This window comes from Pontivivens ytuae, from assembly GCF_015679265.1.
Classification (GTDB): Bacteria; Pseudomonadota; Alphaproteobacteria; order Rhodobacterales; family Rhodobacteraceae; genus Pontivivens; species Pontivivens ytuae.
Window position 1 is genome coordinate 2,048,416 of record NZ_CP064942.1, and the last position, 17,399, is coordinate 2,065,814.

The 17,399-nt window shown below is 55.9% G+C and carries 12 protein-coding genes; 9 read left to right on the forward strand and 3 right to left on the reverse strand.

Features of this window, described 5'->3' with window-relative positions; translation table 11 throughout:
• Nucleotides 1–14 precede the first annotated feature (14 nt).
• A complete protein-coding gene (locus tag I0K15_RS10000; RefSeq protein ID WP_230374378.1) occupies nt 15–392 on the reverse strand; it encodes a hypothetical protein in 378 nt (125 codons plus the stop codon).
• A 217-nt stretch (nt 393–609) separates the two neighbouring features.
• Between I0K15_RS10000 and I0K15_RS10005 the strand changes: the two genes are divergently transcribed.
• Together I0K15_RS10005 and I0K15_RS10010 are read left to right on the forward strand one after the other, a co-directional pair.
• Complete coding sequence (locus I0K15_RS10005) at nt 610–834, forward strand: hypothetical protein (protein ID WP_196105435.1); 225 nt, start codon at nt 610–612, stop codon at nt 832–834.
• Between the two features lie 203 nt (nt 835–1,037).
• Nucleotides 1,038–1,250: a helix-turn-helix domain-containing protein gene (locus tag I0K15_RS10010; RefSeq protein ID WP_196105436.1), complete on the forward strand. Its 213-nt coding sequence runs from the start codon at nt 1,038–1,040 to the stop codon at nt 1,248–1,250.
• A 110-nt stretch (nt 1,251–1,360) separates the two neighbouring features.
• Here I0K15_RS10010 and I0K15_RS10015 read toward each other — a convergent pair whose 3' ends face one another.
• Nucleotides 1,361–2,584, reverse strand: a complete 1,224-nt coding sequence (locus I0K15_RS10015; protein ID WP_196105285.1) for a hypothetical protein — start codon at nt 2,582–2,584, stop codon at nt 1,361–1,363.
• Between the two features lie 3 nt (nt 2,585–2,587).
• Nucleotides 2,588–3,019, reverse strand: a complete 432-nt coding sequence (locus I0K15_RS10020) for a hypothetical protein (protein WP_196105286.1) — start codon at nt 3,017–3,019, stop codon at nt 2,588–2,590.
• A gap of 1,119 nt (nt 3,020–4,138) precedes the next feature.
• Here I0K15_RS10020 and I0K15_RS10025 point away from each other — a divergent pair.
• The 7 genes from I0K15_RS10025 (at nt 4,139) to I0K15_RS10055 (ending at nt 17,316) form a co-directional block, all read left to right on the forward strand.
• Nucleotides 4,139–4,963: a hypothetical protein gene (locus I0K15_RS10025; RefSeq protein ID WP_196105287.1), complete on the forward strand. Its 825-nt coding sequence runs from the start codon at nt 4,139–4,141 to the stop codon at nt 4,961–4,963.
• Between the two features lie 39 nt (nt 4,964–5,002).
• The gene (locus tag I0K15_RS10030) at nt 5,003–9,889 is read left to right on the forward strand and encodes a hypothetical protein (RefSeq protein WP_196105288.1); all 4,887 of its coding nucleotides are present in this window, start codon (nt 5,003–5,005) and stop codon (nt 9,887–9,889) included.
• Nucleotides 9,886–14,814 carry a hypothetical protein gene (locus I0K15_RS10035; RefSeq protein ID WP_196105289.1) on the forward strand — a complete coding sequence of 1,643 codons (4,929 nt, stop codon included), beginning with the start codon at nt 9,886–9,888 and terminating at the stop codon, nt 14,812–14,814. The genes I0K15_RS10030 and I0K15_RS10035 overlap by 4 nt, the downstream gene beginning before the upstream one ends.
• A complete protein-coding gene (locus I0K15_RS10040; RefSeq protein ID WP_196105290.1) occupies nt 14,814–15,098 on the forward strand; it encodes an acyl carrier protein in 285 nt (94 codons plus the stop codon). Before I0K15_RS10035 ends, I0K15_RS10040 begins: the two co-directional genes overlap by 1 nt.
• Nucleotides 15,091–15,534 (forward strand): hotdog family protein, encoded by a 444-nt coding sequence (locus tag I0K15_RS10045; RefSeq protein WP_196105291.1) that lies wholly within the window; start codon nt 15,091–15,093, stop codon nt 15,532–15,534. The genes I0K15_RS10040 and I0K15_RS10045 overlap by 8 nt, the downstream gene beginning before the upstream one ends.
• Before the next feature lie 184 nt (nt 15,535–15,718).
• A complete protein-coding gene (locus tag I0K15_RS10050) occupies nt 15,719–16,678 on the forward strand; it encodes a beta-ketoacyl synthase N-terminal-like domain-containing protein (RefSeq protein ID WP_196105292.1) in 960 nt (319 codons plus the stop codon).
• Entirely contained in the window at nt 16,678–17,316 is a 639-nt protein-coding gene (locus I0K15_RS10055) for a hypothetical protein (RefSeq protein ID WP_196105293.1), read from the forward strand. Before I0K15_RS10050 ends, I0K15_RS10055 begins: the two co-directional genes overlap by 1 nt.
• Nucleotides 17,317–17,399 lie beyond the last annotated feature (83 nt).

Here is a 17,399-nt window from a genome sequence, read left to right on the forward strand (position 1 = left end):
CCGCGAGTGCGGCGCTAGTCCTGCAGAGACGCCAACTCGTCGTCAGAGAGCTTGAGGACGGTCCGCTTGTCGGCCTGGAGAGGAATGTCTGCGTGGGAGAAGCCGATACCTTGCAGGAAGGAGATGACACCGGTGACGGTGCGGATTTCGCGGATCTTGATGTCGTTCCGGGACGTGCGCGTTCTTGCGGTGACGAGGAGCTTCTCCAGCCCTTCGTCACTGACAGCGCGGACGATCCACATGCCGTGCCAGTTGGGGCCTTTCTTGTAGGCCTCTTCCTTACATACAACCTCGACGCGATAGCCGCTCGCAACGAGGTCGCGGAATCTGGGTTCCGTGACCACATTCGGTGCTTCTTTTTCTAGGTCCGTCACCTTGGTCTCGTTCTCCAATAAGGCGAATGACCAGGCATCAGGAGTTGATACCTAGACATACGATGCTATACAAATGGCCGCAAGCTATATCTTTGATGCTGCGGCTGTATGACGGTCACGCACTCATTAGGCATGGCGCATGGATTCTATCAAGGGGATAAGGGGTTTGCTCAACCGGCGGTCGCATTGGTTCAGGGCAGGGGCGGGTATAGTATTGGCCGGTGCTTTTGCTGGCATGGCCGCGTCTGGCACGTGCCTTGCGCCGCCCAGGCCGTTTGTTCCAAGCGACCCCGAAGCCGCACGCGAATATGCCGATTTCATCCGGCAAGACTTCGATCTCTATATTCGCGATATCCAGAGTTACTTCCTCTGCTTGGAGGCGGAGCGTGCTCGTGCCTTTGAGGAGGCGCGTGAAGTGTCCGAGGAATACGGAAGGTTCTTGGCGGTCACTGGCGACTGAGGCTTCGACCACTCCGTTGGTTGCGCTTTGCCTGGACGTTGAACTCAATTCATTGAGCCAAGCCGCGTGGCTCAGCGATATGCAACACATCCGACGATACTCCCATTTTGGGGTTAATCCTATATCGGGAGCAGCTGGTCCTGTCGAGAGGATGGACAGGACAATTGGCGGGGACCCTTCATACAGAAGCTTATCGAGCGGCCGTGCGGTTCTTAGGTGAGCTTCGCGCGCGTGAGGGGCTTTCGCAGGCTGACCTTGCGAAGCGTTTGTCGAAGCCGCCATCGTTTGTAGGCAAGTACGAAACCTACGAGCGGAGGCTCGATGTAATCGAGTTTTTGGTAGTGCTGAGAACGCTGAAATCGAGCTTCAGCGGATTTGAAGAAGCAACAGCCATCAAGCTTCCAGAGGCTCTCTAGAACTCACCAATCTAGTATTCGTAATTCGGTGGTGGTTTGGGTGGACGTGCGCGCTCTCCCGGTCAAGATGAGTCTTGGGAGGCTTGTTTGAGATTAGTTCCTTGCGTTAATCAAACGACTATCAGCGAAAGATTGGGCGCCTGCCAGTCTATGATTTTCTGCGCTTCGATTGCATACCCCTCCGACCAATTGGTATCGGACCCTATAATCAGTCCGCACCATTCGGTTCCGGACGACCCGGCTGTAAGTAGCCAAGCCCCAGAATCTCCGGGCAGTGGGCCTCTGACAACGGCACGAGAGATCGACGGATTCAAGATTGGGCTAAGCTTTGGCTTGAATACAATTGTGTCCTCGAAACAGAAGTAATTCGTTCCTGAGTGAAATTTTTGAACTACAGAGAGAGCTTTCGTCGCAGAGGCTATGGAAGAACTGCTTGCAGTTGAGGCGCCATTATATTGCAAGGAGACCAGTGGATGTGGAACGCTAGTTATGCCGCTAGCCGCATTCAAACAGGGGGCTGCGGAGTTCACGTCCACCAGAGCAACATCCAACTCATTTGTGTGTCCCGGTGCACAGATGACACCCGGCGGGCTAGCAGACGGCTCAACGGAATCGATAACGTTAAATCGATTTCCCGAGTTGTCAGCAAGGATAGAGCCTTTTCGCCCTGCCACGTGCCCACAAGTTACACCAAATAAATTCCCGCTCATTCCATCTTGCAAAAAACCACCAATGGTTCCTCGCCCACCGCCGCCGCCACTGACACTATCGCCCTCCGAAAGCCTGAGTTGGGGGATGCCAACCTCTCGAAATCTAATGTTGAGCCTTAATTCGGATGCCAAAGAGTACATGTTTGCGATCTCATCTTGAAACTCTTTTGACGCTCCAAGAGCGAGGTTCAAATCAAATTGGACGGCATCGATCTCTTCTTCTTTGCGTAGTCTTGCGCGATCATAGTAGTCATCAAAAAATCTCGATTGCCAGTAATAGCGGAATCTCGCATCAAGAAACTCCGGCAGTCTATCAAGCACCGGAGCATTGAATGTAAACATGGCACTTGCGAGATCATCCAAGTCGGGCATTAGGCGGAAATCGGAAGAGTGGCCGGGAAAGGACATCATTGTCAGATTCGAGAAAATGGACAACAATCGCCGATCATCTTCATAGTCCCGCAAAAGCCTATTCAAAATGTCAGAAACTGGACTGTCGTGACCTATCCAGAATATTGGATCGATCCGTGCGTTAATTCCGTGCCAAGATTTGAAACTCGAGATTTGCTCCCAGAATTGATAGATGCGCCTGTCTTCCTCTAATCTTCGACGTAGAATTTCCATCAGTTAATCTCCTTCGCTGCTGGCAACCGGCCAAATCAGCCAAGCAGCCAGTGCCGATAATGCCATACCCAAAAGCGCGACACCTCCGTTATAGTAACTTGGAAGCGCAGCGCCTGATACGCTGTAGCCCCACGCAAGAAATGCGATGTTCGACGCTATGCGATGAGCCCTTTGGGACTCGTTGGGAATTTGATCACCGAAAAGCCGCTTTGTGAAAAAAATAATTAGAAGGCAGAAAGTTAATGCGACGCCGAGCAGTATATAAAGAACAACATCTTCGGAAAACCCCATAGCTGCACATGCAGCTACGCAAGCTGTAAAGGTGCTTACCAGTTCTGCGGGAATATACTTGAGCAGCCGATCACGGAATTGGTCTGTTTCGGAGTCGCTGGTCATAGTCCCAGCTGGCGGTCGAGGCACGACGAATCTTGTCATTATCAGTCTCCTTTTGGGCAATCGCGCCGAGGCTAGGTTGCCGATTGCGTTGCTCCAAGTGCTTTTTTGAAGTCTCTGATCGTTGATAAGTGACGGGTAGACTTACCGGTGTCTTGAGTGAAGTCACACATGATACAAGCGTCTTCGTGTGTTGATCTGTAGGAACAAAACTGAATCCGGTTGGACTTTTGCGGGGCCGTCGTTGGATGGGATTTCGTCGGGAAACCCAGAAGCCATAGTCTTGGTCCCACCGCTGATGATTTCCCAAGCGCTTGCAGCCCGGCGACCGAACGCGATGCTGAGCTCACGTTTTCTACTAGCGGAAACTTGGGGCTGATGGTTTTGATCAGTACTGCGATCATGTGTCAAACTTCTGAGATTGAATTACTTTATAGATCTCGAAAACAAGTCATGTGTAGTGCTGGGTTCCGGTAATGAACGATCAATCATGAGGCAAAGTTAGTGATCGGGTGGAAAATGAATACTTGGTTGATGTCTTCCACCAGAACAAACATGACAGCGTTGACCCTGCTTGCCATGCTTGTAGCTCGGCTAAGTCACGGCAGCTATCGCGTCAGGTAGCGCGACGCTTCTGAAAGGTTGGATCAAAGCCCGTTTTCCTAAGAAAGGGTCTTGCCCGAATCCAATGCTGTCACGCATGTTACCAGAAGACAGGGTGGATGATTTATGCTGCACTTAACGCATGGCGCTTTCTCTTGCGTCCTAAGGATAATTTCTCTTTTTGCTTTTGCATTTGCCCTTACGAGTTGTGCGGTTCCCCGCATTCCCGATGTGATTGAGCTCAATTCCCAAAACGCCGGCTCTTCCGGATTTGCACATAGAATGAACTTTTCTGTTCTGCCAAGGCCTTCCGAGCCCACACCACGGAACTACGGTCTGAATACCTCTGATATGGTAGTGCTGACCTGTGGCGAAGGGGAGCTTGTATCCGTTGCGTCTGACCTGGCTGATCTTCTCAGAAATCATCCTGAGCCGCGCTTGCCCTTAGCGCTATTGGCGGGGCTTCAGACCACGGAATTTACTTGCTCTGACGGCGCGCGCACTACTGTTCGGCTCTGTACTGGAGGATCATCTCAGTGCCCCGCTCCAATTGGGACGATGACCTGGGCGGGTCTTCAAGAGCAAGTGCCCGCTCCGTTCGAAATCACTTTGCAGCGATCCGAGGATTTCGCCTTTTTGCCGAGGGACAGAGTTACCATCGCGTATGACTTCACTCGGTTGGAGCCTCTGTCGCTACAGGTAATGGGACCATTTTATCGCGATATGATGGGTAGCGTTGCAGCCCATGGAGCTTTGGATGTACCTGTAGTTTCCCGCGCACCGCACGCGCAATCCGAGATCCCTGAATACCCCATGCATCTCAATCTGTTGAGCGTGGGCACTATGGCGGTTCAGGCTCACCGACCTGGAGAATGCAGGGCGCACCAACCAACCGTCAGCTCGTTAACGGCGTGTCTGAATATTCTGCCGACGGTTGGATATGCCGGAAACGGGGCCTACGCGCGATATGCCATTGGCCAATGTCGTGCGATGGGGATTGACCCAAGCCTGTTCAATAGTGGCGACAGTCCGGAAAGTGCTTTGCTCAATGTGTTTCGGGTGGCACTGCGTGATCCAGAGTTCACAGTTCTATCTCAAGATGGCACGCGCCATGTCGTCCCGTTTGAAAGTGGCCAGCCGGTTGTAGCCACGCTTGCCCGCCTGATGCCCGAATTGACTGGGACCGAGTTATTCTATCCACAGTCTCAATTCGGCATAGGCGCTTTCTTCACCGTGATCCCTGCCGAGGCCAGTTGTATGGCCGAAGCAAGACCCTTCTACTTCTATGCGGATCAAGCGTCCGGGCCAGACTTTGGGCCCGTTTTGATCCGCCGAGGAGACACCATCATCGTTTCCAGCCAACGGCCGATATCCCCTGACTAGTTCTGCCGCGGGCATTGGCATCAAATCGGAGGCCAGAGCATGTCCTTGATCGTTTCCCTCAAAGCTATGGGTGCTACGGCCTATCTGGAAGGTGATGCCGCTGCGACAGTCACGGCTAGTGGGGAGATGTTAGGCAATTTCGCTATGGTCCTCTTCGGTCACGCGTCTCGTTCGGTGGGCTTTGGGCCTCAAGCCCTGCATCAAGCAGAGGCAATTCAAACCACGGATGGGAGATGGGAGTTAACAGACCTGTCATCGCGTGTAACCTTCCGCTGGGCGACGCGTTGCTACATCACAGATTCAGCCGATGCTGCGGTGACTTTAGGATTTGCGACCGCTGAGCTTAAAAATGCAAATAAAAACAATACTACAGCCGTAGTCGCGTTGCCAGATATTAGCGCTTCGATCATTCCGGATCGGGCGCCTGATCGCGCGAATACATTCTTCTATGCAGACACAGGTGTCGAAACCCGCGAAGAACTTGTAGGGCGAAGTTGGCCAGAGTTAAATGAACGCACCGGGTTTTATCTCAAACCGGGGGCTGATGGTGTAGTTCAGGCGAGCTTGGGAGTCCTCAAGAACGGCATCAACGTCAGCACGCGCGACGATCTTTCGGTAGCAGTGTCCGTCTTGATGGAACTGCTGTTCCTCCGGGAGAATAGCGGTCCTGAAGCGGGTGCTTTTTCGCTGAAGCTTGAGGCTACTCGTAGTGGCTTTCAGCGTGTGCTGCTGCGTACGTTCGGAGCGGCGGGCAAGGACACCGGGCTGCGGTTTGCCAGCGCTCATAATGAGCCGGGAATGAATATTGCGCTTGCCGCGTCTTGTGTGGTTACGGGTCAGGCGTTGCGCCTTCGAAACTTCCTTGATCGCACGGGGCGCAAGCCGATGAGCCGGCTCGAAGTGCGCGCCGATGCTGGTGATCCCGCTTTTGAGGATCCCTTGGGGCGCTCTTCCATCGAGGGTCCGCAGGATAGGATAACCTTCGCTATGGAAATCCCAAAACGGGCTGATCTTAGTTCGGGTCGGGTGCAGGTTCTATACGGCAGTGAAGCCCCGCAGATCACAGAGTTCGAGGCAGCTTTCGGTGAACGGTTTAATGGTGTGCGAGTACGCGGTGTGGGAGATGACCGAGGTTTACAAGCAAGGTTTGACGCCGACTGCGCAATTCTTGATTTGGCTTCTGGGGAGGATCGGTTTCACCTTCTGGCGGGTGCCGCCATAAACCCGCGCGAGGCCACCCAAGCGCCTTTGATTGAGATGCCGCAGATTTCGGGCAGCACAGCGGTACTGACGCCTAAGCTCAACATCTCTTCTGGTGCACGTCACCTCGATATTCCGGTTGCGACTGCGGTGTTGCGGGTCGAGAAGGCCAGAGCGAACGAGTCGCCCATGACAGTGGATGAGCGTGGCAACTTGTTGCAGATGGGCGCGCCGCTCTTGGTGTCGAACCCAGTCGGGATTGCGTCTGTCCAAGGTGAGGCCTCAGAATACGCGGAATGGGCTTTGGCGCTCGACCCAAATTACGCAGGGCTCACATTTGATTTGACTGATGAGGGGCTCGGCAAACCGCGCGCCGCGCCTGCAGTTGTTCCGACCCCCGCGCCGCTTGTTGAGGCCTTAGTAGCGGATGCGGAGAAGGCTGTGGACGCGGCAGCCCCACAATGGGTCGATAAATTCCGTACGCAGGAGCCCGGTGTTGCCTATGCCTCTGCAGAAGATCGTAATCTGCTCGTCAAGATTGATGACCAACCCGTGGGACGTGGTACTACGCCGGGAGAGGTAACAACCGTCAAGACGGTTAAAGACCCATCCGGGAAAGAAAGGCTTGCCTACACCGCGTTCTTTGTGACACTCGGCTATGCTCTTGTCGAGTTGATTGCCTTTGGCGTCGGTCGCAAATGGGAAGCGATTGGATCAGAAGAGCTTAAGATCGGTCTTAAGGATCTCGACAAGCCCGTTGACCCCGGCAAGCCTGAGGACTTTGTACGCCGGAACGGGTTGGATGATCTTCTGGTCACCTACAACATGCCTGATGGCAGTGAGACCTTCGGGCGCCAAGAGTTCAAACGCCTGATCGAGCGCAACCGCCCTACGAAAGAGCATGACCGTCTCCTGCTTCCGATCTCAAAGACCGTGGGTCTTGTCCTATGGGACAAGGATAAAGACGGTCAGGTGCGCTGGATGGATCAACTGGTCCAGCGCATGCTCAGCCCAGATGGCGAACCGCCAGTCCATCCGGACACGATGCTGGCGCTTGATTTCAGCACGCAGGCTGGCCTCGCGCCTGGCGATATTGGGCGCAAACCCGATGGCACCCCCTGGACATCCTGGGATGATATCCCAAAAGACGAGGAGGTGCTTTGGCCTAAAGCACGGGCGAAAAAACAACCTGCGCCTGGTGCTGCCAAGAAAGACAAAAAGGGGCCCCTGCTCGACCCATCTGACCCGAAGTGGCGCGGCATTTTCTTCAGGAATGCGCCTGCATCTGTACTCATTCCGCCCTTTGTAGACGAGACGCTCACCGCAAAGTTCCCAGCGATCGCAGGCCTGCTGGAAACGCTGCAAAACAAACTCCTGATCCGGTATGGCTGGCGCGATCCGAACGGGGCAACGTTTGTCGCCAGCATTACGGAACGGCGCCGAATTTCGCCCGAGGTGATCGAACGGATTGCGGTGCTGGAAGTGGATCAGATGGGTGTAAAGGGCGCGCCACTCAACGGCTCGTCCAGTGCGATCGTCCAGGCCGGGGGTAGTGTCATCCTGACTTTGCCATGGTGGAAGGCCGAAGGCGCCGGTGACGACGAGGCCATGGAGGTTACGGGCACCTTCCAACTCGATCTCACCAACAAAAAAGACGTGCTGCAATCTTTGCGTATCAGGGTTAACCGCGACTTTAACGGCCCCGCAGACATTCCCGGAATCGACCGGATCGTTCTCTCAGACCTCGATTGCGATCTCAAGAGCGCGACGCTTGCGATTGATGTCTTCCCCGATGACAAGTTGAAATCCGTCCTGCCGTTCCTTACCAAGGACAAGCCGCTTAGCGCGTCCGTCTACATTAACCTGAGCAACGAGCAGGACGCGGCCAACAGCAATATTAATTTGCTCCTTCCGACGGAGATCGAGACCAAGCTCTTTGGTCGATGGAACTTGTCGGTGACCCATGCCGCCTTTGTTTTTGAGGATGGCACGCAAGGCAACGATATTTTCCTTCGGTTCCAGGGGCGCATTGATCTGCGACTGCCGGGGTTGCGCGCCATCGTTGCCGAGATCACGATCCGCCGCCGACCGGGGGCCACCGACTGGGAGGTCGATGTGACCTTTCAAGGCATCGATATCGAGTTGGAAATTGGCGACACGCGCATAGCAGGGAATCTTGAATGGGTCCGGTTGCCAAAAGATGGGACGAAACCGCCGGAAGACGGTGCGGTATCGCAACCCGAAATCCTCAAGGCCGGGCGCGACCGCGAGATTTACGGGGCCCTCAGCGCAAAGGGCGGGGTGTTTGGCGAGGGTTGGGAACTACTCGCTAAGTCGGGGCACCAAGGCGGAAAAACCTATTTCGCTTCTCTGTTGCAGGGCGACTTCGACATTTCCCTGGGCAGCATGGAGATTCAGCAACCCGGGCTGTTGCTGGCCCACGATGCGGATTTCGAGCACAAGACGTTCAAGCTTTCCGAAGCTTTTGCCGAAGGCAATAACGACGTAATCAAACAACTCAGACCCGATGAGTGGGACGATCAGAAACTCAACCGCCGGACTTGGCTGACAAACTGGAAACCCAATGACGATATGGGCACCCTTGTCGCCGTGTCGGGCTATCTTAACACGAAGAGCGCGTTGGCCAAACCGGTAGACGAGAAACGCTATCGGACGACGGTGGCCTATTCCGATCTAGGGTACTTCAGGGTCGATGCGTACGCCAACCTCTTTGGCCTCAAGGACCCACAACGCTTTTCTCTGACAATCAACACAAAGCGCAAATATATCGAGGCAGGCTTTAGCTTTCCTGAAATCAAAATCGCCCCGCACCCTGCGCCGAATCCGCAATATATTGTCAGTCCGGGATATTTTGCTTTGGGCGCCTCGTATGGCGGGCCGTTCAAGCTCAAGCAATCCATGGGTTGGCCTGTGCTCACCGGCGAGGATGACTACGAACGCGATTGGACGCGCGCATCGAGGGTCAAGATCACAGGCATGTGGCCGATTAATACCTTCTGGGGTGGTGTGCAGACCGAGGTCCGGCTCAATCCATTGGTGTTCTATCAAGGCTTTGCGGTGCGTCTAGGATGGACGGAAACCTTCGAGTTGACAGGAAGCAAGCTCGCCGACGCTCGCGCAGAACTTGGCGTTGCCCTAGGCGGTGTATTCGAGTTTGAGTTCAGCCTCTCGCAACGCAGCAGTGCCTCCCTTCAATCCATCGAAGGTATGGCGACGCCCCGGCACGCCGTTCTGCATAATGATGCAAGCCTCATGCTCGAGGCGACACAAGCCAGTTTGCGTTCTGTTAAAGCGGACCCATCGCTGGCAGAACACGCGGAGTGTATTGATTACTGCTTGCAGATCATGGCCGAAGCGGGCCTCCGCAGTACGAAGATTGAGGCGCGCTTGAGCGCGAGCATTTACGCTGATGTTTGGGGCAGCGGCTCGGTTGAGTTCCTCGGTGTCACGATTGTATCTGCCTCCCTGCGCGCGTACGTGCGTTTCCTTGCCTGCGGCTCAATTCGAACAGGCGTGCGCAAACTAAAGGGGGCGGCTGGGTTTGAGTTCTCGGTCACCATCTTGTGTGTGACCTATACCACAACGGCGCGATTCGAGATCGTTTTGAAGGATGAAGACTGCAGCTTCCAGGCAGGGGAGCGGGTGGGCTTTGAGCCTGTGTCGCTTCCAGCCCCACTACGGTTTCTCGAGGAGGTTCAGAAATGAGCGAGATGACAGTTGTCGCGAATTTGTACAAATCCGATGACGCGACCTATTCGTTCCGACTGCGCTGGGTTCTCGGACAGAACGAAAAGCCTGGCGGTGCCTCCGAAGCGACGCTGCCTTTAATCGATGATGTGTTCCTTACTAGCATTCAGCAGCGTGACAAGACCTTCCTGCAAAGGGATCTGACATGGGGCGCTGCGAAGTACGAGTTCGAAACATCGCCCATGCTGGATGTTATGCTCGATCCGCCAAGGAGAGTTGAGGAGGTCCGGGGTCTTGGAGAGCCTGCGTATCGACGTGAGGCACAAAAGCCCACCAAAGCTGTTGATCCAGGCGCCGTCGATTGGCAACCGGGCGAAATGCCCGGCGAGATGAAACGACAGATCAAAGATGGCGAAGGGTTCGGGGTCCGTCACCTTCTCGAGAATACCGACAGGCAGGCGAATTACCGGGTGGTTAGAGGGCTAACCCGGGATGGCCTCACCACGATCGCGCAAGATCTTAAAGGGACCACGCGAGGGGCGGCGCTCCGGTTCGATGTTGGCTTTACGGAACGTGTAGCCGGACGCGTTGCCGAATTTCTCGTTTCATCCGCAGTCAATCCCTTCGAGTTGGCGGATCAATTCGCACAGTTGCACCGGACGCTCGCGCAGCAGGCCCAAGATCGTGAATTGCTGTCCAACAAGGCATTTGACGCCTTTTTTGACGAAGCGAATGCCGAGGCGCCCTTGATGGAGCGTTTGGGCTTACGCGATGCCACTAGCATCCCCGAGCTCTTTTCCATGGCGGCCATGCTGCAGGTCGCCTTCTCGGATGAAGTTTTCTGCCGTGCACTCAAGAGGGAAGCTTTCGACCCCGAACAAGTACGGCGCCAACTCAAGCTAAAGGCACTGCAGGGCGGGCGAATGATCGACTTCTGGGCGCAATCCGGAGATCCAGTAGCCGACGACAGTTTGCGCGGTGAGATTTACAGCGCGAGCCGTATCCTTGGCTTAGGTATCGACATTCACGGAGTCGCGCAAAGTGTCATCGAAGATTTGTGGGCAAGCGGAGCAAATCCTACTCTGTTAATCTCTGCAAGTGACGCCAACGGGCGCTACACGCCGGCAAAATCGATCCTACACCCGGACGACCTACAACGCGCGCGCGATGAGGGCATCGCCTTTGCGCCGCGTCCACCCAAGGCTGCTAGACTCAATTTCGATCTAAATCGAGCGGATCCCAAACTCACGCAACACCCTAACGGCAAGGATCGCCAGTTCGACGCGGACGAACCAGCTTTCAAGACCGGCAATGGTGCTGTCGAGGTTCACATCACGCCGCGTATGCCAAATCACGTTCCGCGGGACAAAGCTGGAAAGCAACTCAGCGACGCTGATAAGGTCGCCACAGAGACGGCGTTCAACATTTATGCAGTTCCTGAAGGTTCGCAGGGCATGGAGGATCTGTTTAGCGCCCCGGACGCCGCCGTCAGCCCGGGACTGCTGAAACGATTGCGGCCCTATCTCGTGACCCGACGCTATTCCTATCAGCGCGATTTGCACGGTGCTTTTCCTGACTTGGGCGGCGCTGTGCATCCCAAACTCAAATCAATCCTTGAGACCCCGCCATGGGAAGCTGTCCCTGTTCGGCCCCGGCGTGTGCGCGATTTCAGTGACCACCAAGCCTCTGACGCGGTAATCGTGTCGCCGGAGGCGCGTGTTGAAGATGAGGCAGAGGAGATTCCCGAACAACTGTATGGCGGGCCCGATGGGCCAACGATCTATTCGTTTGATCTTCGCATGGGTGGCAATGCGCAGTTCCGACCGCCTGCGGGATTGCCGCGCGGATGGGATGCTCGCGCCGAACGCAACTATGATTGGGCACCGGATCTTGATGCGGCGGGGGAACCCGTAATGGACCGGCCACTGGCCTATCGCTTGTTTGTGACTTCGGTCGACAGCTTCGACACAGAGAGCGCTCCACTCCCAGTTCTAGCGGCAGACCCGGACGTTGCTGTGGAGCAAGAACGCTACTTGTTTTTTCCAACCTATCGCAGTCAAATTAGGCCCGTCGACCAGATCACGGTGGCAGTGGAGGATCTCGAGAAAGCACCGAAACTGGTGGTTAATGTGGCAGTGCCGGATCAGCCCTCCGACTACGGTCTTAGCGCGATGCTGAAACGGTTTGAGGACCGTGGTCATCCGGTCGTCGGTGAGTTGCGCATCTTCCGCCGCCGCGTCATTTCAAGTGATCTCGAAGATGACGTGATCTCGCTGCGCAGGCTTTCAACGGGAAGCGATGTACAATGGCGCTCGACGATGGCGCGCCTGGGCGAGCGGGGCTGGACACTGCACGAGTCGGCGCACTTTGATGCTGGGGCCAGCGCGCGGGTACTTAGGACCGAGTTTGAGCTAGAGTATAAAGATCTCGGTTTTGAATACGTCGCTGCGGTTCTTTTGAGCGTCCCAGATGCGGCTAAGCCCTTCTGGAGCGCACCTACCGACACACGGCGCATGCTGCAATACCTCGTCGATGAAGAGACTGGAGATCGGCGCGTGGAAGACACCACTGAAACGATCGATGCGCCCTCTGCCAGCACCGTAGGTGTTTCGGAAGAGGTGGTTTCTGCGGCAAATCCCGACCAGCCTCGCGCGCCAGACTTTGGCTCGCTGCGGGTTGCAGAAGCGCAGGCGCGCCCTGTTATTCCCATCCCGGGCATGCAGCGCGACCCAATCCTTGCACGGATTGCTATGATGCCAAATCGCGCCGAGGAACTACCCCCTTTTGCTCCGCCGACAAAGCGTATGCACAGCGAACCGCCGCGCGTGCCTTGGCGTGACACCGGTTTGATCCTAAACGAAGGACAGGCGGCGAGCGCCGATGCTGCGTTGTTGCGCGCGCGGCCCGCATTGCGCGATCTTTTGCGGGACCCTGACTTTGACATCGGTGCGCCCGCGCTGAAACATGCACGACGCATCTTGGCAGAGAGCTTTCTGCGTTTTGCGGAATTTGCGCAAAACAGCGATGTTGACCCCAATTTATCACCTGAGGTTGGATTGCATCCCAGCGTCGGGTTCCGGGGTATTCTTTTGCTCGGCTGGACGTATACGCCGCACATCCAGCGTCCGCCAGGCTCAAATGATGCTGAGGCAACGGCGTTTGATGTCTTCCAGGCTATTGTACCTGATGGGTCGGACCTCGATAAGGCGCAAGGTCGAGGCCTTTTGCCCAACAGCATCGCAGCACAAGGTAGCGCCGTGGCGCGGGGGAATGGCTATGACATATCCATAACAAAACTATCCGCGGGCGACTTTGACGACCAGGAGTCCTTTGAAGACGCACAGAGCGAAAGCGATTTATTGCTCGAACAGCTTGTATCGCGCAAACAACCGCTGTGCGGGGTCTTTGTTCCTGAGGGTATAGACGCGCCCGGTCATCCGTTCTTAGTTAGCGCTGGGGAACTCCTCGCTGGCGACAAGCTGCGTCTCAATGCGCAGGCCCTTACGGAAAACGGTCTGGGCACAGGGCTCGGAACGGTTTGTCTCTTTTATGGCGACACGGTCGCGCAGATGCGTACGAAGCACCTCGATGGCGATGCGGCAACTCCCGGGCCTGTACCCCATAACGTCATGCTTCCGGTCCGGGGAGGGGCAGGCGAATATGGCTTTTGGTGGATCGTTTCTCGCTCTGGGGCAAACCGTCGCGGGAATATCTCTGACAGTCTGTCGCATTTCGCGGTCTTGCCGGATACGGTCGAGCCAGAAACGCCTACACGTGTGACACTTGGCCCCGCACTTGATCGGAAGCTTGAGGCGCTAGATCCGAATAATCCGCAACACGCTGATTTTTTACCGAAGATATTTGACCCCTCATCACCTGAGGACACCCGTAGCAACCCTCGGCTTGTTCTTGCATGGGCCAAGCCTCGCGCCGATGGGCTCTTGGTCGTCATCGACCGACAAGAGGAGGCGGTGGATCAGGAAGACCGACGCGCGCAATCTCTCGAACGCGATCTGGCGCTACAACTGAATAGTATTGAAGAGATTCGGACCTTGCCTTCGAATGGTATTCTCGAGGCTGGTCTCATTGAGCCTTTGATGGACGAGGAGAAGGGCTGGTTACTGGGCAACCCTCCGCCCGTGGATGACATGCCGGAGCAAGATCCACTTGTGGGGCTTGCCAGTGCTTTGAATGCACAGGAAGGTCTGAGCGTCAAAGACTCAAACAATCAGACCATCTGGCCCGCCGATGCTGCCGGGTTCATCGACTACCGCCAATCGCTTGGCGATCCGGTCAACGCGATGAGCGGTAATTTACGTTACCGCTATCAACTGCGCTTTGCGGTGCCGCCTGCAAACGGAACACCCGCGCTCTACTCTCCTGCAACGGCGTGGACGGAATGGATGGTGCCAGAAGCTCCGCCAATCCAAGCCGTTATCTCCGCCGAGCGCGATGAGGCTATACGCCGTGTGGCTCCGGCAGTGCGGTTCCGGTTCTCGCTCGATGTCAAAAGCCAAGTCGTGCGTCGTCTTGCGGGAGACAAAAACCCTAAAACGCTCGAACTGGACTGGAAATATCGGATAGTTGTACGGCGGCGGGTCTCCAGTGTGGCACCTAGCGAAGAGGGTAGCCTAGTTATCGTAAATGCCCGGGAGGTGGGGCGCCCGATCGAGTTCAATCCAACCACTTCAACCGATTTCGCAGAACTTATCGATACAAATATTGAGCGCCAGTTTGAAGACGATGTGCCGGAACTCGACTATGATATTTACGTCCAGCAATTTGCGTTAAGCGGCGTCAGCGGTGCGAAGGTAGAACGCCCTGTTCGTAGCCATGAAGAAACGCCAACGCTTGAGTTGGAAAAGCTTAAAATTCCAATCACTTCAGGCAATAAATCGGGGGTTTGGGAAACAATGAAAACCGTTGATGTGAAAATTTCGTAATGGACGGAGCAGGCGACCACAAAAATATCGAGGAACTGCGTGCCGCGGTGCGGGCTCTCGTGGCCGAGGCTGCGGATCTTGAGGAAGATGCCGTCGGCTGGGACGATACTCTGGTCGATGACTTAGGTCTCGATAGCATAGGAATCGTTGGTGTGTTTATTGATTTGGCCTACGATTTCGACGTGGCCGAACCCGAGCGCGATGAAGATTGGTCGGTCTACAACACGCCGGAGAAAATTTTTCAATTTGCACTCGAGCAATGGAAAGCGGCACATCGTGCCTGATTCGGACCTGCTTTACCTTTCGCCTTACGGCGCGGCTATGGACTTGGTGGGCCGTGTCGTTCAGTTTGATGGCGACGAAGGCCAGATTTCCACTGAATATGTGTACGCTTCAGATGCGCCAATGATTGTAGCGCATACGCAGGCCGCAGGCCCCGTAGTTCCTGGCGTTTTTCTGATTGAACAAGCGGCGCAGTCGGCGCTTGCGCTACTACGCTTGTCTGAGGATGTGGTGGATTGGACGCCGCGTTTGGTTAATACTCGTGCAGAATGGCATCTTCCGGTACCTCTGGGTCTTCCGATCCGTGTCGATGTCCGGGCCAAACCCGTGGGCGCGCGTATGTATAGTTTCGTTGCCCGGTTTGAACAGGCCTTGGGCTGCGCTGCTATTGTGCGCGGCGTTGTTGCGTTGGTCAAAGACCATGAACCCGAAAGCTGAGGCGGGTCATTGGTCCCTCACAGTGGTGCGATGTGACACCGCGCTGGGGGAAGACTGGCCGGCCTGTTGGGAGGCGCTTTGCGCGGGTCAAAGCGCTGCATTAATGCCTTACGCAGGGGAGGGTCTTGTACCAGTCAGTAGTGTGATTGCAGTTCCGCACTGGCGGACCTCTCATCAGGAGGGAATGTCCCACGTTGCCCTCTTCCCGCGTCTATACCGCGCCTATATGGCGGCCGTGGTGCAGGATCCGTCGTATCTCCCGGCCTCCACGGTTTTTCTCGCGACAAATCACGGCGATGCCGATGTCGCCGTGCGGGATATGCCGGAGACTTTACCGATGATGTCGCGGCTGCATCGTGGCCCGGACTTGGAGGCTGTTGCGGTGCCTACGCTCATCCAATCCGCCTGTTCCTCTGGCATGACCGCACTGATCAGCGCGGCCATATCGGCGAGGGCGCAAGGCATGCCGAGCTACGTTGTGTCGCTCGATACTTTGGCGGATGTTGAGATCCTAGGGTTCCGGGCGGCAAAAGCTCTGGCGCCGGAACGCGCGCGGCCGTTCTCGACGCAGGTGGATGGGTTGACCATTGGTGAGGCAGGGATGGTGATCAAAGTCGCTTGGCACCCGGCATCTGCGTACCCGAGTTCTAAACCGGATTGCACAGTTATAGCTCTGCTTGGCTTTGGTGTTTCTTGCGATGCATACCACCCAACCGACCCCGATCCGGACGGGCATGACATTGAACGCGCCTGGTGCCATGCGCTGACAGTTGCGGGTCTCCGTTCCGAAGACGTAGACCTAGTTTATTTGCATGGCACGGGCACACGAGCGAACGACGCAGTTGAAACCAAAGTCTGCCGACGCATGTGGCCTGAGTCGCTTCCGGCCGTTGCCTCAATGAAATCTGCGTTGGGGCACACTATGGGCAGCGCTGGCGTACTCAACACACTTGCCACGGGGTCAGCCTTGCAGGAAGCTCGAGTGCCACCCACATTGGCGAAGTCAGAACGCAATCTTATGCTGCCTGTGGCTACCGGTGCTGCTCAAGACTTGGTAGCGCCACGGGTCGGTCTGGCGGTGAGTTCCGGATTTGGGGGCTTGAATGCAGCTTTGGTTCTGGCACGGTTGGATCGGGCAAGCTGATGAGTGAGATCGTCTATCTGTCCATCCATGAGGCGGTGCACGATCTGGAGGCGATTAGCGCATCGGACGCCTACCGAGATATGGCACGTCGCGCAGATCTGAGCCGCTGGAAACGCTGCAGCCATGTAACCGTGCCATTGCTGTTGGGTGCTAGGGAGGCCATGGCGCAAGTCTCGCTCGCCGGTAAAGAAATAGGTGTGATCTCGGTGGGTGCGGATTTGAATGTCAATCACACTCAGGTGTTCTTGACACGAGCTCGCCGCGGCCAACCTGATCTCATCAACCCGCTTGATTTTCCGCATACATTAAACAGTGGCGTGCCATCAAGCTTGGCGCAAGCGCTGGGTGCGAAGGCCTTTGCGCTGGTATGCGGCGACGGTCCATCAGGCGTTGTCGCAGCCCTGAAAACTGCGTCTGGATTCTTCTCAGTCGGCTTTGGGCGGGCTGCGTTGATCACAGTTTCTCAAGAGGATCCCATTTGGACGCAGACCGGAAGTGATATTGCGGTACGGGGCGCGCGCGTGGTGCTTGTGACAGCGACCCCTCGGCAGCAGGCCTGTTGTCTCGATCTTGCTGATGTGGAGGGCAGGGACGCATGGTGCGCAGACGTCATGCTGCCTATGTACCCGTTGCCCTAGCAACTGTGCGTTGACTAGGGCGAGCGAGGAGGCGCGCGCATTCTTTGAGACGTCACAAAGTAGTAGCCCTTCAATTTCGGCAG

Bases quoted from the DNA above. Each gene is read 5' to 3' on its own strand.
- I0K15_RS10005 (WP_196105435.1), top strand. From the start codon at position 610: ATGGCCGCGTCTGGCACGTGCCTTGCGCCGCCCAGGCCGTTTGTTCCA.
- I0K15_RS10015 (WP_196105285.1), bottom strand. From the start codon at position 2,584: ATGGAAATTCTACGTCGAAGATTAGAGGAAGACAGGCGCATCTATCAA.
- I0K15_RS10020 (WP_196105286.1), bottom strand. From the start codon at position 3,019: ATGACAAGATTCGTCGTGCCTCGACCGCCAGCTGGGACTATGACCAGC.
- I0K15_RS10025 (WP_196105287.1), top strand. From the start codon at position 4,139: ATGACCTGGGCGGGTCTTCAAGAGCAAGTGCCCGCTCCGTTCGAAATC.
- I0K15_RS10030 (WP_196105288.1), top strand. From the start codon at position 5,003: ATGTCCTTGATCGTTTCCCTCAAAGCTATGGGTGCTACGGCCTATCTG.
- I0K15_RS10035 (WP_196105289.1), top strand. From the start codon at position 9,886: ATGAGCGAGATGACAGTTGTCGCGAATTTGTACAAATCCGATGACGCG.
- I0K15_RS10040 (WP_196105290.1), top strand. From the start codon at position 14,814: ATGGACGGAGCAGGCGACCACAAAAATATCGAGGAACTGCGTGCCGCG.
- I0K15_RS10050 (WP_196105292.1), top strand. From the start codon at position 15,719: ATGTCCCACGTTGCCCTCTTCCCGCGTCTATACCGCGCCTATATGGCG.
- I0K15_RS10055 (WP_196105293.1), top strand. From the start codon at position 16,678: ATGAGTGAGATCGTCTATCTGTCCATCCATGAGGCGGTGCACGATCTG.